Source organism: Pseudomonas sp. Nvir (assembly GCF_963778085.1).
GTDB classification, from domain to species: Bacteria; Pseudomonadota; Gammaproteobacteria; order Pseudomonadales; family Pseudomonadaceae; genus Aquipseudomonas; species Aquipseudomonas juntendi.
On record NZ_OY970405.1, the window covers coordinates 444,655 to 468,082 of the forward strand.

Consider the following 23,428-nt stretch of genomic DNA (forward strand, 5'->3'; position numbering starts at 1 on the left):
GCAAGATGAGCAGGGCCTATTTCATCGCCGGTACCGATACCGATGTCGGCAAGACCACCGTCGCGGCCGGTTTGCTGCATGCGGCGCGGTTGCAAGGCTTGAGCACCCTGGGTGCCAAGCCGGTGGCCTCTGGGTGCACGATGACCCCCAACGGCTTACGCAACAGCGACGCCCAGGCGCTGATTGATGAAAGCACCATCAAGTTGCCCTATGGGCAGGTCAACCCGTTTGCCTTCGAGCCTGCAATTGCGCCGCATGTGGCCGCCCGCGAGGCGGGGGTGACTTTGGAGGTGGCAGAATTGCTGGCGGCCATGCGCAATGTGCTGCAACAAAATGCCGATTTCACCTTGGTCGAGGGGGCTGGGGGCTGGCGTGTGCCGCTTTCGGGGCTGGAGAACCTTTCAGATCTGGCGGTGGCCCTGCAGTTGCCGGTGATTCTGGTGGTGGGGGTGCGGCTGGGGTGTATCAGCCATGCCTTGCTCAGCGCCGAGGCGATCGAGCGCGACGGGCTGCAGTTGGCAGGCTGGGTGGCGAACATCATCGAGCCGCGCACTTCACGGCTTGAAGAGAACCTGGCCAGCCTGGCCGAGCGCTTGCCAGCGCCTTGCCTGGGGCGGGTGCCCAAGCTGAAGCAGGCCAGTGCAGACAAGGTGGCTGAGCATTTGCAGCTGGATTTGCTGGATTAGGTGCTGGAATACTCAGGGCCTATCAACTGGCACCGGGCCATTAGCGATTTAAACGGGCCTTTTTACCGACGGCCTGTTTTAATGGGTTGTGTTCCTATCCAGCGTCAATGGAGTCCTGACATGGAAATCACCGGTAGCTCCGCCTATTACGCGGGGCTGAGCGCTATACAAGCCGGCCAGAACCGCGTCGATCAGGCTGCCAGCCAGATCGCCAACACCACCGCCGAACGTACCGCCACCAGCCAGTCCAGCGACTTCCAGGCCGAACGCCTGCGTGCGGTCGACCGCAGCCAGCAGATGGACCTGGCCACCAGCCTGGTGCAACAGGCGGTCGGCAAGACCGAAGTCGAGCTTGGCGCAAAGGTCGTCAAGGCATCCGACGAAATGCTCGGCCGGATCATCGATACCTACGCCTGACAGAGTGCCGATTTCGAATAACACATAGCCCCTGTAGGAGCGGGCGTGCCCGCGAAAGCGTCAGCTCAGGCAACCCATTGCCTGGCCGGGCCCTTTCGCGGGCATGCCCGCTCCCACAGGGTATTGTTTTTATTGAGCTTGGCATAAACGCCATTTTTCGCGGCGTAAATGGCACTATCGTCCCTCCTTGACAGAAGCCGGAGCTAAACGTAAGTTTCAAACAACTGTTTGACAGACGCCGCGGCGCACGCGGGTCACCCCACAGAACTCACCTAGAGGTTCATCGCAATGCCTGACTACAAAGCCCCCTTGCGTGATATCCGCTTCGTTCGCGACGAGCTGCTCGGTTACGAGGCGCACTATCAGAGCCTGCCGGGTTGCCAGGACGCAACGCCCGACATGGTCGACGCGATTCTTGAAGAAGGTGCGAAGTTCTGTGAGCAGGTGCTGGCGCCGCTGAACCGTGTGGGTGACCAGGAAGGCTGCACCTGGAGCGAGTCGGGCGTGAAAACCCCAACCGGCTTCAAGGCGGCTTACGAACAATTCGTCGAAGGCGGCTGGCCCAGCCTGGCACATGATGTGGAACACGGCGGCCAGGGCCTGCCAGAGTCGCTGGGCCTGGCCCTGAGCGAGATGGTCGGTGGTGCGAACTGGTCGTGGGGCATGTACCCGGGCCTGTCCCACGGCGCCATGAACACCATTTCTGCGCACGGCACCGCCGAGCAGCAGCACACCTACCTGACCAAGCTGGTGTCGGGCGAATGGACCGGCACCATGTGCCTGACCGAGCCACACTGCGGTACCGACCTGGGCATGCTGCGCACCAAGGCCGAACCGCAGGCTGACGGCAGCTACAAGGTGTCGGGCACCAAGATCTTCATTTCCGCCGGTGAGCACGACATGGCCGAGAACATCGTGCATATCGTTCTCGCGCGCCTGCCGGATGCACCGGCCGGTACCAAGGGCATTTCGCTGTTCATCGTGCCGAAGTTCCTGCCCAATGCCGAAGGCGGTGTGGGTGAGCGCAATGGCGTGAGCTGCGGCTCGATCGAACACAAGATGGGCATCCACGGCAACGCCACCTGCGTGATGAACTTCGATGGCGCCACCGGCTACCTGATCGGCCCGGCCAACAAAGGCCTGAACTGCATGTTCACCTTCATGAACACCGCGCGCCTGGGTACCGCGCTGCAGGGCCTGGCCCACGCCGAAGTCGCGTTCCAGGGTGGCCTGAAGTACGCCCGCGAGCGTTTGCAGATGCGCTCCCTGACCGGCCCCAAGGCACCGGACAAGGCCGCCGACCCGATCATCGTCCACCCGGACGTGCGCCGCATGCTGCTGACAATGAAAGCGTTCGCCGAGGGCAACCGCGCGATGGTCTACTTCACCGCCAAGCAGGTGGACATCGTCAAGTACAGCCAGGATGAAGAAGAGCGCAAGAAGGCCGATGCCCTGCTGGCCTTCCTCACCCCGATCGCCAAGGCGTTCATGACCGAAGTCGGTTTCGAAGCGGCCAACCATGGCGTGCAGATCTATGGCGGTCACGGCTTCATCGCCGAGTGGGGCATGGAGCAGAACGTGCGTGATAGCCGTATCTCGATGCTGTACGAGGGCACCACGGGCATCCAGGCCCTCGACCTGCTCGGCCGCAAGGTGCTGATGACCCAGGGCGAAGCGCTGAAGGGCTTCACCAAGATCGTGCACAAGTTCTGCCAGGCGCAGGAAGGTGTCGAGGCGGTCAAGGAGTTCGTCGAGCCGCTGGCAGCCATCAACAAGGAATGGGGCGAGCTGACCATGAAAGTGGGCATGGCTGCCATGAAAGACCGCGAAGAAGTGGGTGCGGCCTCCGTCGATTACGTGATGTATTCCGGCTACGCCTGCCTGGCCTACTTCTGGGCCGACATCGCCCGCCTGGCCGCTGAAAAGCTGGCCGCCGGCACCAGCGAAGCGGCGTTCTACACCGCCAAGCTGCAGACCGCGCGCTTCTACTTCCAGCGCATCCTGCCGCGTACCCGCACGCATGTGGCGGCCATGCTGTCGGGCGCCAACAACCTGATGGACATGGACGAAGAGAGCTTCGGCCTGGCGTACTGATTCAACCGCTGTTGCCAGAACCCGCCTGCCCTCACCGGCAGGCGGGTTTTTTTGTTCAGGCCCAGGCCACTCGACAACCCTGGCCGATTTGAAATTCAACTGTTCGGGTACGCTGCCGATGAAATAAGGGCACAATGCCACTATTGATCTGCCGGGTCGGAGATTACCCTTGTTTCGTTTTAACGCTGTACGTGCCAGCCATTTCCTGCCCTCGCTGCTGCTGCTGTTGGCAGGGCTCGCCGCAGCTTATGTGAGAGACCTCAGTGTGTTTTTCACATCGCTGTTCAATGTTCTGCCCACCTTGGTGCTGCTGCTGGGTGGCGCTTACTGCGCGGTGTATCGTCGCCAACGTGAGCTGTTTCTGATGCTTACGGTATACATCGCCTACTTTCTGCTCGACACCCAGACCGACTTCTACCGCGACCACGGCCGTGTGCGCGAGGATGCAGCGGTGGTCTTCCACCTGGTATGCCTGCTGTTGCCGGCATTGTTCGGCCTGTATGGTGCCTGGCAGGAGCGCACCCACCTGCTGCAAGACCTGGTGGCCCGTGGCGCCGTGCTGTTTGCCGTGGGCAGCGTGGCAGTGGCCCTGGAGCAAAGCTACCCCGAGGCGCTGTTGACCTGGTTGGCGGAGATTCGCTGGCCGACCTTGCATGGCCAGTGGATGAGCCTGATCCAGTTGGCCTACCCGCTGGTCGCGGGGGTGTTCATCCTGCTGGTGGTGCAGTACCTGCGCGCGCCGAGGCCGTTGCACGCGGCCCAGATCATCGGTCTGCTGGGCATTTTCTGGATGCTGCCGCAAACGTTCATCCTGCCGTTCACGCTGAACATCATGTGCAGCCAAGTGATGTTGATGATCGCCGCAGCAGTTGCGCACGAGGCCTACCAGATGGCCTTCCGCGACGAGCTGACCGGTTTGCCCGGCCGGCGTGCGTTGAACGAGCGCATGCAGCGGCTGGGTCGCAACTATGTCATCGCCATGACCGACGTTGACCACTTCAAGAAATTCAACGACACGCACGGTCACGATGTCGGCGATCAGGTGTTGCGCCTGGTGGCCAGCCGTTTGGCCAAGGTCACCGGTGGTGGGCGTGCCTACCGCTATGGGGGAGAGGAGTTCGCCTTGGTGTTCGCGGGCAAGACCGCCGAGGAATGCGTGCCCCATGTGGAAGCGGTGCGCGAGGTGATCGCCAACTATGTGATGCACCTGCGCGACAAGTACAACCGCCCGCAAGACGATACCGCCGGGCGCCAACGCCGCGCCGGCAGCAGCGGCGGCACAGTTTCGGTGACCATCAGCATTGGCGTTGCCGAGCGCCAGGCCGATCACCGTAACCCCGAAGCCGTGCTCAAGTCGGCCGACCAGGCGCTCTACGACGCCAAAGGCGCAGGGCGCAATTGTGTGGTGGTGCATGGCCAGCAATCGCGGCGTGGGGCTGTACGTACTGCGTGACCAAAATAGACTAAGCGGTCTATTGATGACCCTATGTCTCGTAAATGTTGTTCGGTTACACTGGCATCAACCCCAGTGTCGCGGTACCCCGAGACCGCCCAGCCCCCACTTGCGAGAGGTTGTCATGGCTGACTATAAAGCGCCCGTGCGCGACATGCGCTTCGTACTGAATGAAGTGTTCAACGTGGCTGAGCAGTGGGCGCAATTGCCCGGGCTGGCCGAAGTCGTCGATGCCGATACGGCCATGGCCGTACTGGAGGAGGCTGGCAAGGTGACCGCCAAGACCATCGCACCGCTCAGCCGCGCGGCCGATGAAGAGGGCTGCCACTGGGACAATGGCGCGGTGCGCACACCGGCCGGCTTCATCGAGGCCTACAACACCTACGCCGAAGGTGGCTGGGTGGGCGTGGGTGGCGACCCGCTGTTTGGCGGCATGGGTATGCCCAAGGCCATTTCGGCGCAGGTCGAGGAAATGGTCAATGCCTCGAGCCTGGCCTTTGGCCTGTACCCGATGCTGACCGCCGGCGCCTGCCTGTCGATCAACGCCCACGCCAGCGAGGCGCTGAAGGAAAAGTACCTGCCCAACATGTACGCCGGTGTATGGGCTGGCTCCATGTGCCTGACCGAACCGCATGCGGGTACCGACCTCGGCATCATCCGCACCAAGGCCGAGCCACAGGCGGACGGCAGCTACAAGGTCAGCGGCACCAAGATCTTCATCACCGGCGGCGAGCACGACCTGACCGAGAACATCATCCACCTGGTGCTGGCCAAGTTGCCGGATGCGCCGGCGGGGCCGAAGGGCATCTCGCTGTTCCTGGTGCCCAAGTTCATGGTGAACGAGGATGGCAGCCTCGGTGCGCGCAACCCGGCCACCTGTGGCTCCATCGAGCACAAGATGGGCATTCAGGCGTCGGCTACCTGCGTCATGAACTTCGACGAGGCTGTGGGCTATATCGTCGGTGAGCCGAACAAAGGCCTGGCAGCCATGTTCACCATGATGAACTACGAGCGCCTGGGGGTGGGTATACAGGGGCTGGCGACGGCCGAGCGTTCCTACCAGAATGCCGTGGAGTACGCGCGCGACCGTTTGCAAAGCCGTGCCCCCACCGGCCCGCAAGCCAAGGACAAAGCCGCCGACCCGATCATCGTCCACCCGGATGTGCGGCGCATGCTGTTGACCATGAAGGCACTCATCGAGGGCGGCCGCGCGTTTTCCACCTATGTGGCCATGCAACTGGACAGTGCCAAGTACAGCGAAGACCCTGGCGTGCGCAAACGCAGCGAAGAACTGGTGGCATTGCTTACGCCGGTGGCCAAGGCCTTCCTGACCGACCTGGGCCTGGAGTGCGCGGTGCACGGCCAACAAGTCTTCGGCGGGCATGGCTACATCCGTGAATGGGGCCAGGAGCAACTGGTGCGTGATGTGCGCATCACCCAGATCTACGAGGGCACCAACGGCATTCAGGCCCTCGACCTGATGGGCCGCAAGGTGGTGGCCAGCGGCGGCGCCTACTACACGCTGTTCTCCGACGAAATTCGCCAGTTCATGGCCAGTGCGGGTAGCGAGCTGGATGAGTTCACCCGCCCTCTGGGTGCTGCGCTCGGCCAGCTGGATGGGCTGACTGAATGGGTACTGCAGCAGGCCAAGGGCAACCCGAATGAAATTGGCGCAGCATCGGTCGAGTACCTGCATGCCTTTGGTTATGTCGCCTATGGCTACATGTGGGCATTGATGGCGCGGGCGGCGAAGGCGGGGGAGGGCGACGAGGCGTTTTATTCGGGCAAGCTGGGCACGGCGCGGTTCTACTTCGCGCGCTTGCTGCCACGGGTGGATTCGCTGGTGGCCTCGGTGAAGGCGGGCAGTGAGTCGCTTTACCTGCTGGATGCCGAACAGTTCTAGCTGATTCAGGGGCCGCACAGCGGCCCCTGTGCTTCGCGTATCTGCGAATGCCTCTCTTGTGTAAGCCTTTTCCTACACAACGTGGTGACTTTTCACCACTGTTCTCAGATTGGATCCACGGCTAATCTTTACCACATGGACGTTGCGCAGGAAGCGCAAAGGACAGATCAAGGATGGCGACGAAGGACCACCTGCCAGGATGGCGGGGCGATACGGATGCCACAGGGAAACAGTCTGGAAAACCCCGCTTCGGCGGGGTTTTCTTTGCGCGCGTGTTTTATCAGGCCAGCACATCCAGCGGTGATGCGCCCAGCTGTCGCGCGTCTGTCTCTTCTTCCAGCAGCGTACGCAGCAGTTCGACCGATGCCTGCTGGCGCTGGGCATCGCGGAACACCAGCCCTACCTTCAACGGTACTCGCGGCTCGCTCAGCGGCTTCCACAACAGCCCTGGGTCGTCCTCGGCGGCGTCTTTGGCCCGGCCTGGCAGAATGGTTGCCAGCGCGGTGTGCGCCAGGCTGTCGAGAATACCCGCCATGTTGTTCATCTCGGCCTGCACCTGCGGCCGCCGGCCCTGGCTGGCTAACTGGGCCTGCCAGATCTGGCGGATCTGAAACTCCTCGCCCAGCATCAGCATGGGCAACTCGGCCGCCTGGCGGATGGACACCTTCTTGAAATCCTTCAGTGGGTGGGTGGCGGGTATCACCAATTGCAGCTCGTCCTCGTACAGCAACAGGCCATGCAGGCCGGGCTGGCGTGGCGGCAGGTAGCTGATGCCGATGTCCAGGTTACCGCTGAGCAGGCGCCGCTCGATCTCCAGCCCCGATAACTCGTAGATCTGCACCACCAGGTGGGGTTGGGCCTTGCGCAGCCGTTCGAGCAATTGCGGCACCAGGCTGGGGCGTACCGTTTGCAGCACACCGATGGCCAAGGTGCGCAAAGACTGGCCCTTGAAGTTGCGCATGGCCTCGTGGGCACGCTGCAGGCCATCGAGCAGCGGCAGGGCATGGTTGTACAGGGTATGGGCCGCCAGGGTCGGCAGCAGGCGCTTGTTGCTGCGCTCGAACAGGCTCAGGTCCAGGCTGTGTTCCAGTTGGCGGATCTGTTGTGAAAGCGCTGGCTGTGACAGCGACAGGCGCTCGGCGGCGCGGCCGACGTGGCCCTCTTCGTACACCGCGACGAAATAACGCAGTTGGCGAAAATCCATAAGTGATGCTTATCAAAATTGCTGGAAAATCGAAATGGCGGTAACCCCTCGTGGCGCCTAGTCTATCGCCGTATTCCAACGGGTTACAGCGCTGAATCAGTCGATTGTTACCGTGGATGAGAAACACTTTTGATAGGCAAGACAAAATAATGAGCGGCGGCGCCAAGACCGCCCTGTGCTCGCCCCTTACCGTGCATTGGCTGGAGCCCCGATGAACCTGTTCAACCTGCGCCGCTCGGCCCCGACCGCCGCGGCCGAGCCCAAGCCTGTGCCGGTGCGTGTGCCACCTGCTGCCGAGTTGTCGCGTGACTGCCTGATGCCCGGGATCGAACGGCCTGCGCAGGTGTTCGTGCGCGGGCAGGGCTCCTGGTTGTGGGACGATGCCGGGCATGCCTACCTGGACTTCACCCAGGGCGGCGCAGTGAATAGCCTGGGCCATAGCCCCAGCGTGCTGGTCAAGGCGTTGGGCAGCCAGGCCCAGGCGCTGGTCAACCCAGGCGCGGGGTTTCATAGCCGTGGCCTGCTGGCGCTGGCCAACCGCCTGTGCCAGAGCACCGGTAGCGACCAGGCCTACCTGCTCAACAGCGGTGCCGAAGCCTGTGAAGGGGCGATCAAGCTGGCGCGCAAGTGGGGCCAACTGCACCGCAATGGCGCCTATCACATCATCACCGCCAGCCAGGCCTGCCATGGCCGCAGCCTGGGCGCGCTGTCGGCGTCCGACCCATTGCCCTGCAACCGCTGTGAACCGGGCCTGCCCGGGTTCAGCAAGGTGCCGTTCAATGACCTGGCGGCGCTGCACGCCGAAGTGGATTCGCGCACTGTGGCCATCATGCTGGAGCCGGTGCAGGGCGAGGCCGGGGTAATTCCGGCGAGCCGCGAGTACCTCAAGGGCGTGGAAACCCTCTGTCGTGAGCTGGGCATCCTGCTGATCCTCGATGAGGTACAGACCGGCATCGGGCGCTGTGGCGCATTGTTGGCCGAGGAGACCTATGGCGTGCGTGCTGACATCATCACCCTGGGTAAAGGCCTGGGCGGTGGTGTGCCACTGGCCGCGTTGCTGGCCCGCGGTACGGCGTGCTGCGCCGAACCGGGCGAGCTGGAGGGCAGCCACCATGGCAATGCGCTGATGTGCGCTGCGGGCCTGGCCGTGCTGGATACCGTACTGGAGCCCGGCTTCTTCGGCCAGGTGCAGGACCACGGCCGCCACCTGCGCGACGGCCTGAGCCGCCTGGCGGGGCGTTATGGCCAGGGCGAAGTACGCGGGCAAGGGCTGCTGTGGGCGCTGCAGCTGAAGGAAAACCAGGCGCGTGAACTGGTGGCTGCCGCCCTGCACGAAGGCTTGCTGCTCAACGCCCCACAAGCGGATGTGGTGCGTTTCTCTCCGGCGCTGACCGTGAGCAAGGGCAATATCGACGAAATGCTGCTGCGCCTGGCCCGCGCCTTTGCCCGCTTGCATGCGCAGCAGCATGCGCGCCGCGAAGTGTCGGCCTAAGTGTCGGGGTAAGTGGCACGTTAACCAATTCTACGAACCGTCTGGCGTTCCTGCGCATCGCCCCTGGCCTGTTCCATTCGGCCCGGGGCGTTTTTTTGCCTGTGGAACCTCCAGGACCAGCGGCTAGTCTGTGTTGTAACCCCTTCAGGAGAGACTCACATGGACTTTATCCGCATTATTATCGCCATTATCTTGCCGCCGCTCGGGGTGTTTCTGCAGGTTGGGTTTGGCGGGGCGTTCTGGCTGAACATTCTGCTGACCCTGCTGGGGTACATTCCAGGGATCGTGCATGCGGTGTACATCATCGCCAAGCGTTAGCCTGCCCAGGCTTCATTACCGGCAAGCCGGGCTCCCACAGGTTGGTGCAGCATTTAACCCCTTCGCTGTACCTGTGGGAGATTCTATGGTTCCTGGCATGGGTAGCCGGAGCATCTTCAGCGCCTGTGAGATCGAGCGCCGCCCGCGCGGCGCAATCGCGAGCTGCGCTCGCTCCTACGTTTGTTTCGGGCCAATTATTCCTGTGGGATTCGCGCGCGAACGCCTTGGTGCATGCCTCAATATCGCGCCGTACAAACAAGGCGGCCGCGCGCGCCTGTAACAGGCGTTACTGGCCCGAAACAAACGTAGGAGCGAGCGCAGCTCGCGATTGCGCCGCGCGGGCGGCGCTCGCTCTAACAGGCGCTGCCATACCTTGTGGCAAACACCTGTCAGCCCTAAGGCGATCCCTGTGGGAGCTGGCTTGCCGGCGATTGGGCTGCAAAGCAGCCCCCAAGGGTCAGCCTTCCAACACCCGGCAATAGAACTTCCACTCTTCTTCCAGCGCATGCGCCAGGTTCTGCGCCTTGCGGAACCCATGCCGCTCGCCCGCGTAGAAGTGCCCTTGCGCCTCGATCCCGTTGGCCTGCAACGCCGCCAGCATCGACCGGGTCTGCTCTGGCACCACCACCGCATCCAGCTCGCCCTGAAAGAAGATCACCGGCACCCTGATCTGCCCTGCATGCAGCAGCGGCGTGCGTTGGCGGTAGCGCTCGGCATCCAGGGCGGGGTCGCCAATCAGCCAGTCCAGGTAATCACCCTCGAACTTGTGCGTGGCACGCCCTAGCGCTATCGGGTCGCTGACCCCGTACAGGCTGGCACCGGCACGGAACACGTCATGGAACGCCAAGGCGCAGAGCGTGGTATAGCCCCCCGCGCTGCCACCGCGGATGAACGCCTTGTGTGGGTCGACCAGGCCCTGTGCTGCCAGGTGCCGGACCGCTGCACAGGCGTCGGCCACATCGCTCTCACCCCAGCGCAGGTGCAGTGCCTGGCGGTACGCCCGGCCATAGCCGGTGCTGCCCCGGTAGTTCAGGTCGGCCACGGCAAAGCCGCGTTGGGTCCAGTACTGGATGCGCGGGTCGAGCACCGGGTAGCAGGCCGATGTCGGGCCGCCGTGGATGAACACCACCAGCGGTGCGGCCCCCTGCGAACGGGCCGCTGGGTAGAAGAAACCATGCGCCTGGTCACCGTCACTGGCGTAGTGGAACGCCTGTGGCAGGCTGACGTCGTCGGCTGGCAGCACTTCGGCCCCACCGGCCAGCACGCGAACCTCGTGGTTGCTGCGGTCGATGGCAATCACCGCCGGCGGGCTGATGGGCGAGGCGGCGATGGCATAGAGGTGGTCGCTGTCTATGGCCAGGTTGCGAAAGCGGGTGTAGGCACTGGCGAAGCGCTCGGTGCGGCCATCGGCCCCGCGCACCCCCAGTTGGCCGAAGCCGTTTTCGAACCAGCTGGCCAGGTAGCTGTGTGGGCCCAATGGCAACCAGGTGCAGGTGCCCAGCTGCCAGGGGGCCGCCGCGTGGTCTGCCTGCTCGGCAGGCATCGCCTGCCACTGGCCATCGACTTCGCCCCAGGGTTGCCAGAACCCATTGCGGTCGGACAGGCAGTACAGCCGGCCTTCGCCATCGAAGCGCGGCTGCTGCAGCGATTCCTCGGCTGCCGCCACGCACTGCGCGGGCAACCAGTGGCCACTGGCATCGCGCATGCGGCGCATCAACCGGGTCACGGTCCATGGCTGTGCCGGGCGGTCCCATTCGATCCACGCCAGGCGCTGGCCGTCGCCACTCACCGTCGGTGCAGCATAGAAGTCGGCGCCTTCGGCAAGCACTTCGCAGCCGCCGTCGCGCAGCGCGACCAGGCGATGTTCGACCTGGTCGGCGTGGCGTTCTTCAACCGCCAGTACCTGGCCGTCGTGCCATTGCACATCGCCATAGCGGCAGTTGGCATTCTGCGTCAGGGCCCGCGGTTCCAGGTCGTCCAGCGGTTGGGTATAGACCTGCTGGTCCTGCTCGTTGACGAACACCAACCCGTCGCCGCCCAGGCAGAAACTGCCACCGCCATACTCGTAGACCCGGCTGCGCACGCTGAAGCCATCCGGGGTCAGGCAGCGAGCCTGGCAGTACAACCAGTGCCAGATGCGGCAAGCCCCATCGGCTGGGCGAAATTCCAGCCAGAACAGCCCGTCGGCACTGACCTTGAGTTCGGCAAAGTCGGTGCCGGCGGCCACGGCCTGGGCCGCGCTGAATTCAGCCGCGGGCGATGACACGGGAGTTACGTTCATTGCGGAAGGTCATCTGTTCAATGGCGAGCTGGGCGCTTTCGGCCTCCTCGCGGGCCTTGAGAATGATGCCGTGGTCGGCCGACTTGGCGCACACCGGGTCGGCGTTGCGGGCGTCGCCGGTCAGCATGAAGGCCTGGCAGCGGCAGCCGCCGAAGTCCTTTTCCTTTTCGTCGCATGAGCGGCACGGTTCGCGCATCCACTCGTAGCCACGGAAGCGGTTGAAGCCGAACGACTCGTACCAGATGTGGTGCAGGTCGTGCTCACGCACATTAGGGAACTGCACCGGCAGCTGGCGGGCGCCATGGCAGGGCAGTGCGGTACCGTCAGGTGTGATGGTGAGGAACAGGTTGCCCCAGCCATTCATGCAGGCCTTGGGGCGCTCTTCGTAGTAGTCCGGGGTGACGAAGATCAGCTTGCACGGGTTGCCTTCGGCCTTGAGTTTTGCGCGGTACTCGTTGGTGATGCGCTCGGCACGCTCCAATTGCGCGCGCGTTGGCAGCAGGCCAAGGCGGTTGAGGTGCGCCCAGCCATAGAACTGGCAGGTGGCAAGCTCGACGAAGTCGGCTTCCAGCGCGATGCACAGCTCGATGATGCGGTCGATCTTGTCGATGTTGTGCCGGTGGGTGACGAAGTTGAGCACCATCGGGTAGCCGTGGGCCTTCACTGCGCGGGCCATTTCCAGCTTTTGCGCAAAGGCCTTCTTCGAGCCGGCCAGCAGGTTGTTGACCTGCTCGTCGCTGGCCTGGAAGCTGATCTGGATATGGTCCAGGCCGGCCTCCTTGAATTCGGCGATGCGCGCCTCGTTCAGGCCAATGCCGGAGGTGATCAGGTTGGTGTAGTAACCCAGCCGACGGGCCTCGCCAATCAGCTCGGCCAGGTCCTGGCGCACCAGCGGCTCACCACCGGAAAAGCCGATTTGCGCGGCGCCCATCTGGCGTGCCTCGGCCATGACCTTGAACCACTGTTCGGTGTTCAGCTCCTGGCCCTGGGCGGCAAAGTCCAGCGGGTTGGAGCAGTACGGGCACTGCAGCGGGCAACGGTAGGTCAGCTCGGCCAGCAGCCACAGCGGCAAGCCCACAGCGGGCGTGGGCGGCAACTCAGGCGAGGACGATCCAGTGTTCGGCACGGGCTACCTCCATGAACTGCTCGATGTCCTCGGCTACCTGGGGCACGCCGGGAAATTGCTGTTCGAGTTCGTTGATGATCGCTGCTACGTCGCGCTGGCCATCGATCAGCCCACCGATCAGGCTGGCGCTGTCATTGAGCTTGATCATGCCTTCAGGGTAGAGCAGCACATGGCCTTTCTGCGCCGGTTCGTACTGGAAGCGGTAGCCGGGGCGCCAGTTCGGCACTTGGTTACGGTCGAAACTCATAGGGTGATCCCCTTGTGCCACACCCGGTCCTGGGTGACGGAGTGATAGGGCGGGCGGTTCAGCTCGTAGGCCATGCTCATGGCGTCGAGCATGCTCCAGAGGATATCCAGCTTGAACTGCAGTATTTCCAGCATACGCTCCTGGCCTGCGCGGGTGGTGTAATGCTGCAGGGTAATGGCCAGGCCGTGCTCCACGTCACGCCGGGCCTGGCCCAGGCGGGTACGGAAGTATTCGTAGCCGGCCGGGTCGATCCACGGGTAGTGTTGCGGCCAGCTGTCCAGGCGCGACTGGTGGATTTGCGGGGCGAACAGTTCGGTCAGCGAGCTGCTGGCCGCTTCCTGCCAGCTGGCGCGGCGGGCGAAGTTGACGTAGGCGTCTACGGCAAAGCGCACGCCGGGCAGTACCAGCTCTTGCGAGCGCAACTGGTCGGGGTCCAGCCCCACCGCCTGGCCCAGGCGCAGCCAGGCCTCGATACCGCCGTCTTCGCCTGGGGCACCGTCGTGGTCGAGCAGGCGCTGTATCCACTCGCGGCGTACTTCGCGGTCAGGGCAGTTGGCCAGGATCGCGGCATCCTTCATGGGGATGTTGACCTGATAGTAGAAGCGGTTCGCGACCCAGCCCTGGATCTGCTCGCGGCTGGCCCGGCCCTGGTACATCGCCACATGATAGGGGTGATGGATATGGTAAAAGGCGCCCTTGGCGCGCAGGGCCTGCTCGAACTCGGCAGGGGACATCGGCAGTGCATCGCTCATTCGGCTGGCTCCTGTAAAACGCTTGACTGGCCTGGCAACTCACCCCTGTGGGAGCGGGCATGCCCGCGAACACCGGCCAAGCCGGTGCCATGAACTGTATTGGCTGCTTCGCGGGCATGCCCGCTCCCACAGGGTTTCAGTGTCGTCTGGCCGTCTGTATTTACAACTCGATACTCATGCCGTCGAAGGCCACTTCCACGCCCCGGCGCAGTACTTCGGCGCGTTCGGGCGATGCTTCATCAAGTATCGGGTTGGTGTTGTTGATGTGGATAAGCACTTTGCGCTGGCGCGGGAAGCCATCGAGCACTTCCAGCATGCCGCCGGGGCCGTTCTGCGCCAGGTGGCCCATCTCGCGCCCGGTGCGGGTACCAACGCCACGGCGCTGCATTTCATCGTCTTCCCACAAGGTGCCGTCGACCAGCAGGCAGTCGGCGCCGTGCATCATCGCCAGCAGCTTGTCATCGACCTGGCCCAGGCCAGGGGCGTAGAACAGCTTGCCGCCGGTACGGGTATCTTCGACCAGCAAGCCAAGGTTGTCGCCTGGGTGGGGGTCGAAGCGGTGCGGCGAGTAGGGCGGTGCGGCGCTGCGCAGCGGGAAGGGCGTGAAGCGCAGGTTGGGGCAGGCGTCGATCACAAAGCTGCCTTCGAGCTCGATGCGGTTCCACTGCAGCCCACCGTTCCAGTGGCTGAGCATGTTGAACAGCGGGAAGCCAGTGGTCAGGTCCTGGTGGACCATGTCGGTGCACCACACCTGGTGCGGGCAGCCTTCGCGCAGGCTGAGCAGCCCGGTGGTGTGGTCGATCTGGCTGTCCAGCAGCACGATGGCGTTGATGCCGGTATCGCGCAGGGCCCGGGCTGGCTGCATGGGCGCAAAGGCTTGCAGCTGCGCGCGGATGTCGGGCGAGGCATTGCACAGTACCCAGTGCACGCCGTCGTCGGACAGGGCGATGGACGACTGGGTGCGCGCCGTTGCGCGCAGGGTGCCGTCACGGTAACCCTTGCAGTTGACGCAATTGCAGTTCCACTGCGGGAACCCGCCACCGGCGGCGGAGCCGAGAACCTGGATATACATGGCCACTCTCTATGCTGTGCGAAATCCGTATCTTGAAAACGAAAACGCCCCGGCAGGCCGAGGCGTGGAACCGTAAGCCGGGCTTAGCGGTTAGCGAAGTACATGGTGACTTCGAAGCCGATACGCAGATCAGTGTAAGCAGGTTTGGTCCACATGGAGTTACTCCTTCCGGATGGGTTTTGGTTTGCTCAGCTACTACTTGGGTACCGCCATGCGCAGGAGGTTCCCAGAACTGGGATTGCGCTATCTTACAAGAAAAATTTGTACCGAAAGGTTAATTATTCGAAAAGTGCCATTGCACTTAGCGTAACAATCATGGGCTTTCGCCCTGCCAGGAAGTGTCTGGCGCGGCAGCGTTGGCCAGGCAAAGCCAGACAGCCCCCGTATCGAGCAGGTTGCTGAGCAACTGGTCCAGATCCGTCTGCCGCGTGTTCAGGATAGACCTGCGCAGGCCATCGAGCTGGCCTGGTTGTGTAGCCAGGTGTGTCTGCCATGCCCACTCGGTGACCTCCGCGTTGGCCATGGCCGGCTCGGCAAATTGCTCGGCCAAGGCCTGGCGAACCCCGGCGTCAAGGGTAACGCCCTGGCGCAGCAGGGCCGTCAGGTGGTCAAGGACCTGAACCTGACCGGTGTGCGGAGACTGCACACCGAACAACAGGCCACCCACGCCCTCGATCTGGCGAAAGGCACTGAATACCGCGTAGCCCAGCTGCAGTTCTACCCGCAGCCTTTGGTACACCGGGCCTTGCAGTAATTGGGCGAGCAGGCGGCCGCGGGCTTCGTCTGCCGCAGGCAGTGGGCAAAACAGCAACAGGGCATGTTCACTGCCTGGGGCGCTAACGTGGTACCAGCGCTTGCTGGCCCAGCTGGGTGCCGGCGTAGGCCGCGCACCTTGGCCGGGGCACTGCTGCAAGGCAACACCCAGTGCGCCCAGCGCCCTGGCGTCGAAACCCGTGGCCAAGCCTTGCCACTGCGATTGCTGCCATAGGCTTGCGAGGTGCTGCTGCCCCAGCGAGCAATCCGGCGTTGTTTCAGGCAGGCCACCGGCTACCGCATCCGGCAGTTGCTGCAGCAACAGGCGGATGGGTATCAATGCCGGGGGCTGCGCGGCGCTGGCTTGCCAGCAGCTGGCAGGCGGTTCGCGCAGCAACCCCAAGGCCTGTTGCGTTGTGCGCAGCACCGCCGCTGGCAGCCCGCCGCAGCGCAGCTGCCAGTAAGCGCCGGCACTGGTGAATTGCAGTTGCACCGAGGCGCGTTCACAACGTTCTTGCAACGGCGCCAGGGCCTGTTCGAGCACCCGTTTCAGCGGCTGGCGTAAGGGCGAAGGCACCTGCCAGCGCAGGTACAGCGCCGCGTACTGGCGCGAGGCCGGGAGCTGGCCACTGATGGTCAGCGCCGCCGGCAGCGGCTGCGGGTTGGCATTGGGCAGTTCGGCACTGAGCAACGGGTCGGCTGGCGGCAATTGCCAATGGCCGCGCTCGGCGCAGGGCAAATCATCAAGCAGCGCATCCAGCGCGTGCAGGCCTTGGGCATCCAGTTGGGCGAACGGCCGGCCTGCGCTGTCCCGGCGGGCCAGCTCCAGTGCGCTTGCGCTGTGCGCGCGGCTGCGCTGCAACGCACCGAACTGCTGGTTCAGCGAACGGCGGTCGGCTTGGCGCATGAAACTGAACCAGCCGTGCAGCAGGTCGCGGGCTTCGTCCGGGCAGGCGTTGGCACTGAGCTTGAGGTCGAGGTGCCACAGCAACTGACCGGCGAATGCATATAGTGTTTCAGCTTTGAAACTGTGCAGCCAGCCACGCTCACGCAGGGTGCCCAGCCAGGTCCCGGGGCGGCTGTCTTCAAGGCCGGTGGTCAGCAGTTCCAGCGCCTGCTCGGCGCCGTTTGGGAGTTGCTGGTGCGTGAACACCAGCGGGTCGGCCGCTGCCGACAGGCAGGGTGGCTGCGCCTGAGCCACAGGCTGCCCCACAGCGAAAAGCCCGGCATGTTGGCGGCCGATTCGCTCCAGCTCATCCAGCGGTTGTGGGCCGCACAGGCTCAAGGTGATCTGCCCGCCCTGGTAGAAGCGCCGGTGAAAACCGCCGAGCGCTTGCTGGAAGCGCGGATCCTGCAGGGCCAGGGTGTAACGGTTGCCGGCATGGAATGCGCCCAGCGGATGGCCAGGCGCGGCCGCTTGCAGCAAGGCGAACTGCTGCTGGGCCTGCGGGTTGCGGGCCCAGGCGATGAACTCGGCGTGAATCACCTCGCGTTCGCGGCGCTGGCGCTCGCTGCCCAGGTCGGGTTCGGCAAGCATCTGGCACAGGCGCTCAAGGCCGCCGGTCAAAGCACTGGGTGGCACTTCGAAGAAAAAGTCGGTAGTACGTTCGCGGGTGCTGGCGTTGACTTGGCCGCCGAGGGTTTGCACGTAGCGCATCAAGCCATCGTTCAGCGCAAAGCGGGAGGTACCGAGGAAGAACAGGTGTTCGAGAAAGTGCGCCAGGCCGGGCCATTTGGCGGGAGCATCGTGGCTGCCCGCGTGCACCCGCAGTGCGGCCGCTGAGCGCTTCAGGCGCGGGGCGTGGCGCAGGGTCAGCTGCAGGCCGTTGGCGAGGGTCAGGTGGCGGGTGGCGTCAGGCATGGGGGGCTCCGGTTGCTCGGTTTCCATGCTAACCCATTTGTTCCCAGGCCCGGCCCCTTCGCGGGCGAGCCCGCTCCCACAGGTACTGCACAGGGCTTTAGGTTCACGCGGTCGATGTGAAAGCGGCCCCCGTCAGCCTTGACGCAGGTGCAGCTCCTGGCGCAGATCGCTCAGGTAGGGGAAGGCCGCGCGCCCCTGCACCACCCGCTCATGCTCAAGTTCGGCCAGCAACAGGCATTCATCGTGCCCGGCCATTGCCAGCAGGCTGCCGTCCGGGCCGATGATGCTGCTTTGCCCGCAATACTGAATCTGCCCTTCTGCCCCGCAGTAGTTGGCATACACCAGATAACACTGGTTCTCCTGCGCCCGCGCCCGCACGGTCACCTGGCAGGTGAAATCGTAGGGCGCCATGTTCGCCGTTGGCACCAGAATCAGCTCGGCGCCGTCCAGTGCCAGGCGCCGGGCGTTCTCCGGGAACTCGATGTCGTAGCAGATCAGCAGGCCGACCTTCCAGCCCTCCAGCTGTACCACCGGGAAGTGATCGGGGCCGGGGCTGAACATCGAACGGTCCAGTTCGCCGAACAAGTGGGTCTTGCGGTAGTTGCCCAGGCTGCGCCCATGGGCGTCGATCAACTGCACGCTGTTGTAGATCGCCCCGTCCTCGCCGCGCTCCGGGTAGCCATAGACAATGGCGATGCGGTGCGCCTGGGCGATTTCCACCACCGCCATGGCCGCCGGACCATCGGCCGCCTCGGCCAGGTGCTCCACCTGAGCCAGGCCGATGTTGTAGCCGCTGAGGAACATTTCCGGGCACACCAGCAACTGCGCGCCACGTTCAACTGCCAGCTGCGCCTGCTGGCGCAGCCGTTGCAGGTTGCCGGGTACATCCAGCGGCTGGGGATGGCCCTGGAACAGAGCAATGCGCATGTTGCCTCCTGCGTGTCAGTCGGCCAGGGCGATCGGGCCGATTTCGTCGAACACGTCGCCAGGGCCTGGGTTGTCGGGGTGGGTACGGCCACCAAAGTGGTTCATGATACCCCACACCGCATTCAGTGAAGTCTGCACCGCGCCCTCGACCCAGGCAGGTGTCCACGACACGTCGTCCCCGGCGATGAACATGCCGCGCTGTTCGGCGGGCATGTCCTCCTGCATGAAGTGCGCGTACATGCGCTGGTTGTAGCGGTAGTGGCCCGGCAATGCACCCTTGAAGGCGCCGAGGAAGTACGGGTCGGCTTCCCAGGACACGGTGATCGGGTCGCCGATGATGTGCCCGGCAATGTCGGTTTTCGGGTAGATCTTCTTCAGCGCATCCAGGGCCAGTTGCACGCGCTTTTCCACCGGGTGCGGCAGCATCTTCAGCGCATCGCTCATCCACGCGTAGGACAGGCAGATGACCCCCGGTTTGTGGTCACCGTTATCGAACAGGTAAGTGCCGCGGGTGAGGCGGTCGGTGAGGGTCATGCTCATCAGGTCGCGGCCGGTTTGCGGGTCTTTGTCCTTCCAGAACGGCCGGTCGACCATGACGAAGGTCTTCGAGGACTGCATGTAGCGGGTCCGGTCCAGGGCCATCCACATTTTTTGCGAGAACAGCGATTCCTCGCAGTCGATCTGCGTGGTCAGCAGCCAGGTCTGGCAGGTGGTGAGCACGGCACTGTAGTGGCGGGTGTCACCCCAGTTGTCGGTAACCGTCAGGCGCCCGTCGGCTGCGCGGGCGATACGTTTTACACCGGTACGCGGCGCGCCGCCGTGCAGTGCGCTAAGGCTGGTGCCCTGTGGCCAGTGCACGCAGCGCTCCGGTACATGGCGCCAGATACCTTGCGGCACCTGTTCAACGCCGCCGACTACCAGGTGCTGATGGTCGTCGCAGTTGGTCATGACCACGCGGAAAATTTCCAGCATCGAGTTGGGGAAGTCCGAGTCCCACCCGCCCGTGCCGAAGCCGACCTGGCCGAAAACCTCGCGGTGCTGGAAGCTCAGCTTGGCGAACGAGCGCGAGGTGGCGACGAAGTCATAGAAGGTGCGGTCGTCCCACAGCGGTACCAGCTTGTTCCACAGCTCTTTCAGGCGGGTGACATCTCGGTCGCGGATGGCTTGCTGAATGTCGGAGAACTGGGCACCGCTTTCCAGCGCATCGGCCCAGGCGTCGGCCACTTCATGGAACAGTTGCGGCAGGTCGGCGGCCTTCTCGGCGTAGTAGGTCTGGCCCTCCAGGTCGATCACCGTACTGCCCGACGCCGGGGTCAGCGGGTTGGGGAAAGGCTTGGTTTCCAGGCCTAGCTTGTCCACATAGTGGTAGAAGGCAGTGGACGACACCGGGAAGCGCATGCCGCCGAGTTCGGCCACGATCCCGTCGGTGCCGTTGAAGGCTTGCGAGCGCAGCCGGCCGCCAAGCTTGGAGGCCTCGTAGACCACCGGCTTGAGGCCCAGCTTCATCAGTTCGTACGCCGCCACCAGGCCGGCGATGCCCGCACCTACGATGGCCACCTCTTCACCGTGGCGTTCAGCCGGGATACTGCCAAGGCCTGCCGGGTGTTCAAGCCAGTCGTCGAAAGCGAAGGGAAAGTCCGGGCCAAAGATGGTGATCGGCTTCTTGCCGTCGGCGGGGTGGCGGTTTTTCTTGTTCATGAAGTGACCTTGCCAGAGGGGCTGCGCGGGGAGCAGAGCCTGAGTATAGGAGATGCCTGGTGGTCATTTTAGGGACAGCGGGGTTCGTAATTAAGATGCAGAGTGTTGTCTTAATGTCGTTTTCTGAGTCGAAATCTATTTCAAAAAATACATTATGACGAAGACTTGCCCGTTGTAGGAGCGGCCTTGTGTCGCGAAAGGGCCGCAAAGCGGCCCCAGCAACATCTGCTGTATGCACAAATCCTGGGGGCGCTTCGCACCCCTTTCGCGACACAAGGCCGCTCCTACAACGGGCTGTGTAGCACTTGCGATCTGGGTGATCAGATACGTCCTACACCCATGCCTTGAGATAAAGAATTACCCTACACCCGCTATAGCCCCGGTCTGGCTGCGCGGAAAATGTCTCAGGGTTAACTTCACCGGGTCGCCGTTCTAAAGGCGACTGGGTGTGAGAACCCATCATTCAACTTCGCACCAAGGCTTATGTCATGGCAGCCGTGCGCGGGCAGGCTTTGGCCTGGCCGGATTTCCAAGTTGGCCGGTTCTCACCCCGTGCATGGCTGCCACCTATTTCCCGTGAGAAGGAGTTGGTAGGCAGTTTCCTCAAGGCTCAATTTGGGAATTGCATCATGAAACAGACGGATTCTGACCGACCCGAAAAACTCAAACCCACCGCCGAAAAGCCCTTCTGCAACTGCGAAGCCAGCCACCCGCCGCTCTTCGCCATCCGCCCCGGCATCGACGCCGCCGACGCCTTGGTCCACGCCTGCCTGCTAGCCCGTGGCCTCAACCAGATTGCCTCTGACTACGCGCAACACCACGCCCCCGAGCGCAGCCGTGACATTGTCTGGTCGATGCAGCATTCTGCCGAAAGCCTGTCGGCCATCCTCGATGGCCTGCTTGACGGTCAGGAAGCCTGACCGCCAGCCCGCTCACAGCGGCTGACCGCGGTCCACCTTGCTGCTGAGGATGATCGACGTGGTGGTTTTTTCCACCCCGTCGACACTGCCGATCTGGTCAAGCAACTGGTCCAGTTGCTCGGGTGAGTCCGTGCGCAGCCAAGCCACGTAGTCGAATTCGCCGCTTACCGCGCACAACTGCTGCACTTGCCCCATGGCACTCAAACGCCGCACCACGTCCTTGCCGGAGCGCGGTTGCACCTTGATCCCCACATACGCTTGCAGCCCGCCACCGATCACGCTTTGCCCAAGGCGCACACCGTAACCGGCAATGACCTTGGTCTTCTCCAGCCGCTCCAGGCGCGAGTTGACCGTGGTACGGGCGATACCCAGCTGGCGAGCGAGGTTGGCCACGCTTTCACGGGCGTTGATCTGCAGCAGGGCGATCAGCTGGCGATCGATTTCATCCAGGGTGATAAGGCGGGCATCCGACATGGCGAGTCTCTACGGTTGGCCCGCTAGCCTAGCCAGCCAATGCCGATCAGGGCAAGGCCAGCCGCTAGCGACGCGGCCCCTGTAGGAGCTGCCTTGTGTCGCGAAAGGGCCGCAAAGCGGCCCCGGCACTGGCGGGCACCGCAAGGTTCGCTGGGCTGCAAACGGCAAAGGTAAGCGTAGTGGTGTACGAGTAATTGCTTTCTATCGCTCAAGTGGATCGCAACCATTATCCTATGGCGCGACGACGCACCAGGGGGCTGACTGGGTCGGCTCACGTGCTCAGCGTGCTATCTGGTAACGGGTGCTGCGCCCGCTACCGGGCAGCCGCTCGATGCAGCCTTTTTCCAGCAGGTCGCTCAGATGGCGGGTCGCGGTGGCTTTGGATACCTTGGCCACGGCTTGGTACTGGGCTGCGCTGATACCGTTTTCAAAACCCCGTTCGCCGCCATCAAGCAGGCGGTTAAGCACTTTGACCTGCTCCGCCGATAGGGTTTGGCTGCGGTGCGCCTGCCAGAAGCGCGCCTTGACCAGCACTCGGTCGATACGAGCAAGAGCCTGCTCCAGGCTATTGAGCAACGTCGTGAGAAACCATTGCAGCCAAGCAGTGATGTCCAGTGTGCTTTTCTGGCTGGCTTCAAGCATGCGGTAATAGCCTGCTCGGTCATCAAGGATGCTTGCGGACAGGGCATAGAAGCGGATGGCTTGATGTTCGCCCTGGGCCAAGGCCAGATCGGTGATGGCGCGGGTTAGGCGACCATTGCCGTCATCGAAGGGGTGCAGGGTAACGAACCAGAAATGGGCGATGCCAGCGCGCAGAAAGGGGTCAAGGCTGGCATCGCTTCGGCTGCTTTCAAACCAGGCGAGAAAGCCCGCCAATTGCTCTTCCAGGCCCGCGCGGGGAGGGGCCTCGAAATGTACCGTAGGGCGGTCTATGCGACCGGAAACGACCTGCATCGGCTCTTCGCCGCGCAGTGTGCCGATGTGTAGCGGTCGAGCCAGCAGTTGGTCATCGGTGGGGAATAGCCAACGGTGCCAGGTGAAAAGTCGCTGCTCGTCTAGCGCTTGTTGATACAGGCAGGTGGCATCGAGCAGCAGTTCCGCCAGGCCTTCGGAACGTGAGGTGGTGCGACCCTCTTCGCTCAGCCCCAAGCGCCGCGCCAGTGATGAACGCACCGAACCGACATTCAGTTGCTCACCCTCAATGGCTGAAGAAGTGACGATGTTTTGAAGCATGGCATCCAGGCTGCTCTGCACTTCGGTGTCACTGCCCACCGCACCGAGCATTCCGAGCAAACGCCCCTGAGCGTGATTGCAAGCGCGCAGCAGCTGGGCAAGCGTTTCGCCTCGCCAGCTAAAGTGCGGCCAGTTGGGCTGCTGCCAGATCCAGCGCGGGTCATTCATGGGAGCGTTCATCTGTGAGCCGATTAGCGAGCCTATTCGGCTCATTCAGTGAGCCGATAATGCCCAGCCCGTTTTGGGGCTTCGGCTTGCCAAGTGCCGGAAGGGGTTTTGACCATTGTTGCCATATGAAAAGGACTCCAAAGGCAGACTGGCTTACCAGTACTGTACCGATTTTGTACCTTTTGGCCATGGAGCCAATAGCGAGACCACTACCTTAGAAAGCATAAAGCCGCGCAGTGCGCGGCTTTTCAGTAGCTGGTGGGCCCACACGGACTCGAACCGTGGACCAAAGGATTATGAGTCCTCTGCTCTAACCGACTGAGCTATAGGCCCTCAGTAAGTGGCCGGA

20 protein-coding genes and 1 tRNA gene are annotated in these 23,428 nt (G+C 63.3%); 8 read left to right on the forward strand and 13 right to left on the reverse strand.

Annotated features, from left to right (window positions below; all coding sequences use genetic code 11):
• Positions 1–5 precede the first annotated feature (5 nt).
• From bioD to AACG97_RS02305, 5 genes are all read left to right on the forward strand, one after another.
• Positions 6–686: a dethiobiotin synthase gene (gene bioD, locus AACG97_RS02285; protein WP_115293290.1), complete on the forward strand. Its 681-nt coding sequence runs from the start codon at positions 6–8 to the stop codon at positions 684–686.
• A gap of 120 nt (positions 687–806) precedes the next feature.
• Positions 807–1,103 (forward strand): hypothetical protein, encoded by a 297-nt coding sequence (locus AACG97_RS02290; RefSeq protein ID WP_009681533.1) that lies wholly within the window; start codon positions 807–809, stop codon positions 1,101–1,103.
• 288 nt (positions 1,104–1,391) lie between these two features.
• Entirely contained in the window at positions 1,392–3,197 is a 1,806-nt protein-coding gene (locus AACG97_RS02295; RefSeq protein WP_029886352.1) for a phenylacyl-CoA dehydrogenase, read from the forward strand.
• Between the two features lie 169 nt (positions 3,198–3,366).
• Complete coding sequence (locus AACG97_RS02300) at positions 3,367–4,650, forward strand: GGDEF domain-containing protein (protein ID WP_009681535.1); 1,284 nt, start codon at positions 3,367–3,369, stop codon at positions 4,648–4,650.
• 124 nt (positions 4,651–4,774) lie between these two features.
• The gene (locus AACG97_RS02305; RefSeq protein WP_029886351.1) at positions 4,775–6,553 is read left to right on the forward strand and encodes an acyl-CoA dehydrogenase C-terminal domain-containing protein; all 1,779 of its coding nucleotides are present in this window, start codon (positions 4,775–4,777) and stop codon (positions 6,551–6,553) included.
• Between the two features lie 280 nt (positions 6,554–6,833).
• Here the strand turns inward: AACG97_RS02305 and AACG97_RS02310 are convergent, their stop codons facing one another.
• Positions 6,834–7,757, reverse strand: coding sequence for a LysR family transcriptional regulator (locus tag AACG97_RS02310; protein ID WP_029886350.1), 924 nt, complete (start codon positions 7,755–7,757; stop codon positions 6,834–6,836).
• Between the two features lie 211 nt (positions 7,758–7,968).
• Between AACG97_RS02310 and AACG97_RS02315 the strand changes: the two genes are divergently transcribed.
• Positions 7,969–9,249 (forward strand): aspartate aminotransferase family protein, encoded by a 1,281-nt coding sequence (locus tag AACG97_RS02315; protein WP_115293291.1) that lies wholly within the window; start codon positions 7,969–7,971, stop codon positions 9,247–9,249.
• A 159-nt stretch (positions 9,250–9,408) separates the two neighbouring features.
• On the forward strand, positions 9,409–9,567 hold the full coding sequence (locus AACG97_RS02320) for a YqaE/Pmp3 family membrane protein (protein ID WP_009681539.1): 159 nt from the start codon (positions 9,409–9,411) through the stop codon (positions 9,565–9,567).
• A 457-nt stretch (positions 9,568–10,024) separates the two neighbouring features.
• Here AACG97_RS02320 and AACG97_RS02325 read toward each other — a convergent pair whose 3' ends face one another.
• The 9 genes from AACG97_RS02325 to AACG97_RS02365 form a co-directional block, all read right to left on the reverse strand.
• A complete protein-coding gene (locus AACG97_RS02325) occupies positions 10,025–11,848 on the reverse strand; it encodes an alpha/beta hydrolase family protein (protein WP_197885476.1) in 1,824 nt (607 codons plus the stop codon).
• Complete coding sequence (gene pqqE / locus AACG97_RS02330; RefSeq protein ID WP_029888064.1) at positions 11,814–12,974, reverse strand: pyrroloquinoline quinone biosynthesis protein PqqE; 1,161 nt, start codon at positions 12,972–12,974, stop codon at positions 11,814–11,816. The genes AACG97_RS02325 and pqqE overlap by 35 nt, the downstream gene beginning before the upstream one ends.
• Positions 12,946–13,221, reverse strand: a complete 276-nt coding sequence (gene pqqD, locus AACG97_RS02335; protein WP_009682813.1) for a pyrroloquinoline quinone biosynthesis peptide chaperone PqqD — start codon at positions 13,219–13,221, stop codon at positions 12,946–12,948. Before pqqD ends, pqqE begins: the two co-directional genes overlap by 29 nt.
• Entirely contained in the window at positions 13,218–13,973 is a 756-nt protein-coding gene (gene pqqC, locus AACG97_RS02340; RefSeq protein WP_009682812.1) for a pyrroloquinoline-quinone synthase PqqC, read from the reverse strand. The genes pqqD and pqqC overlap by 4 nt, the downstream gene beginning before the upstream one ends.
• Positions 13,974–14,133: 160 nt before the next feature.
• Complete coding sequence (pqqB, locus tag AACG97_RS02345) at positions 14,134–15,045, reverse strand: pyrroloquinoline quinone biosynthesis protein PqqB (RefSeq protein WP_009682811.1); 912 nt, start codon at positions 15,043–15,045, stop codon at positions 14,134–14,136.
• An 83-nt stretch (positions 15,046–15,128) separates the two neighbouring features.
• Complete coding sequence (gene pqqA, locus AACG97_RS02350) at positions 15,129–15,200, reverse strand: pyrroloquinoline quinone precursor peptide PqqA (protein ID WP_003243383.1); 72 nt, start codon at positions 15,198–15,200, stop codon at positions 15,129–15,131.
• 158 nt (positions 15,201–15,358) lie between these two features.
• Positions 15,359–17,659 carry a pyrroloquinoline quinone biosynthesis protein PqqF gene (gene pqqF / locus AACG97_RS02355; RefSeq protein WP_197885475.1) on the reverse strand — a complete coding sequence of 767 codons (2,301 nt, stop codon included), beginning with the start codon at positions 17,657–17,659 and terminating at the stop codon, positions 15,359–15,361.
• Between the two features lie 132 nt (positions 17,660–17,791).
• Positions 17,792–18,586 carry a carbon-nitrogen hydrolase family protein gene (locus AACG97_RS02360; protein WP_115293295.1) on the reverse strand — a complete coding sequence of 265 codons (795 nt, stop codon included), beginning with the start codon at positions 18,584–18,586 and terminating at the stop codon, positions 17,792–17,794.
• 15 nt (positions 18,587–18,601) lie between these two features.
• Positions 18,602–20,284: a flavin monoamine oxidase family protein gene (locus AACG97_RS02365; protein ID WP_232554995.1), complete on the reverse strand. Its 1,683-nt coding sequence runs from the start codon at positions 20,282–20,284 to the stop codon at positions 18,602–18,604.
• A gap of 629 nt (positions 20,285–20,913) precedes the next feature.
• Between AACG97_RS02365 and AACG97_RS02370 the strand changes: the two genes are divergently transcribed.
• Positions 20,914–21,204 carry a hypothetical protein gene (locus AACG97_RS02370; protein ID WP_033690402.1) on the forward strand — a complete coding sequence of 97 codons (291 nt, stop codon included), beginning with the start codon at positions 20,914–20,916 and terminating at the stop codon, positions 21,202–21,204.
• A gap of 12 nt (positions 21,205–21,216) precedes the next feature.
• Here AACG97_RS02370 and AACG97_RS02375 read toward each other — a convergent pair whose 3' ends face one another.
• The 3 genes from AACG97_RS02375 to AACG97_RS02385 form a co-directional block, all read right to left on the reverse strand.
• Positions 21,217–21,678, reverse strand: coding sequence for an Lrp/AsnC family transcriptional regulator (locus tag AACG97_RS02375; RefSeq protein WP_029887892.1), 462 nt, complete (start codon positions 21,676–21,678; stop codon positions 21,217–21,219).
• A gap of 279 nt (positions 21,679–21,957) precedes the next feature.
• Positions 21,958–23,079 (reverse strand): Fic family protein, encoded by a 1,122-nt coding sequence (locus AACG97_RS02380; RefSeq protein ID WP_009682805.1) that lies wholly within the window; start codon positions 23,077–23,079, stop codon positions 21,958–21,960.
• A gap of 256 nt (positions 23,080–23,335) precedes the next feature.
• Positions 23,336–23,412 (reverse strand) — tRNA-Ile (locus tag AACG97_RS02385).
• Positions 23,413–23,428 lie beyond the last annotated feature (16 nt).

Bases quoted from the DNA above. Each gene is read 5' to 3' on its own strand.
- bioD (WP_115293290.1), top strand. From the start codon at position 6: ATGAGCAGGGCCTATTTCATCGCCGGTACCGATACCGATGTCGGCAAG.
- AACG97_RS02310 (WP_029886350.1), bottom strand. From the start codon at position 7,757: ATGGATTTTCGCCAACTGCGTTATTTCGTCGCGGTGTACGAAGAGGGC.
- AACG97_RS02305 (WP_029886351.1), top strand. From the start codon at position 4,775: ATGGCTGACTATAAAGCGCCCGTGCGCGACATGCGCTTCGTACTGAAT.
- pqqF (WP_197885475.1), bottom strand. From the start codon at position 17,659: ATGCCTGACGCCACCCGCCACCTGACCCTCGCCAACGGCCTGCAGCTG.
- AACG97_RS02380 (WP_009682805.1), bottom strand. From the start codon at position 23,079: ATGAATGACCCGCGCTGGATCTGGCAGCAGCCCAACTGGCCGCACTTT.
- AACG97_RS02290 (WP_009681533.1), top strand. From the start codon at position 807: ATGGAAATCACCGGTAGCTCCGCCTATTACGCGGGGCTGAGCGCTATA.
- AACG97_RS02370 (WP_033690402.1), top strand. From the start codon at position 20,914: ATGAAACAGACGGATTCTGACCGACCCGAAAAACTCAAACCCACCGCC.
- AACG97_RS02365 (WP_232554995.1), bottom strand. From the start codon at position 20,284: ATGAACAAGAAAAACCGCCACCCCGCCGACGGCAAGAAGCCGATCACC.
- AACG97_RS02295 (WP_029886352.1), top strand. From the start codon at position 1,392: ATGCCTGACTACAAAGCCCCCTTGCGTGATATCCGCTTCGTTCGCGAC.
- pqqD (WP_009682813.1), bottom strand. From the start codon at position 13,221: ATGAGTTTCGACCGTAACCAAGTGCCGAACTGGCGCCCCGGCTACCGC.
- AACG97_RS02315 (WP_115293291.1), top strand. From the start codon at position 7,969: ATGAACCTGTTCAACCTGCGCCGCTCGGCCCCGACCGCCGCGGCCGAG.
- AACG97_RS02375 (WP_029887892.1), bottom strand. From the start codon at position 21,678: ATGTCGGATGCCCGCCTTATCACCCTGGATGAAATCGATCGCCAGCTG.
- pqqC (WP_009682812.1), bottom strand. From the start codon at position 13,973: ATGAGCGATGCACTGCCGATGTCCCCTGCCGAGTTCGAGCAGGCCCTG.
- AACG97_RS02320 (WP_009681539.1), top strand. From the start codon at position 9,409: ATGGACTTTATCCGCATTATTATCGCCATTATCTTGCCGCCGCTCGGG.
- AACG97_RS02360 (WP_115293295.1), bottom strand. From the start codon at position 18,586: ATGCGCATTGCTCTGTTCCAGGGCCATCCCCAGCCGCTGGATGTACCC.
- pqqB (WP_009682811.1), bottom strand. From the start codon at position 15,045: ATGTATATCCAGGTTCTCGGCTCCGCCGCCGGTGGCGGGTTCCCGCAG.
- AACG97_RS02325 (WP_197885476.1), bottom strand. From the start codon at position 11,848: ATGAACGTAACTCCCGTGTCATCGCCCGCGGCTGAATTCAGCGCGGCC.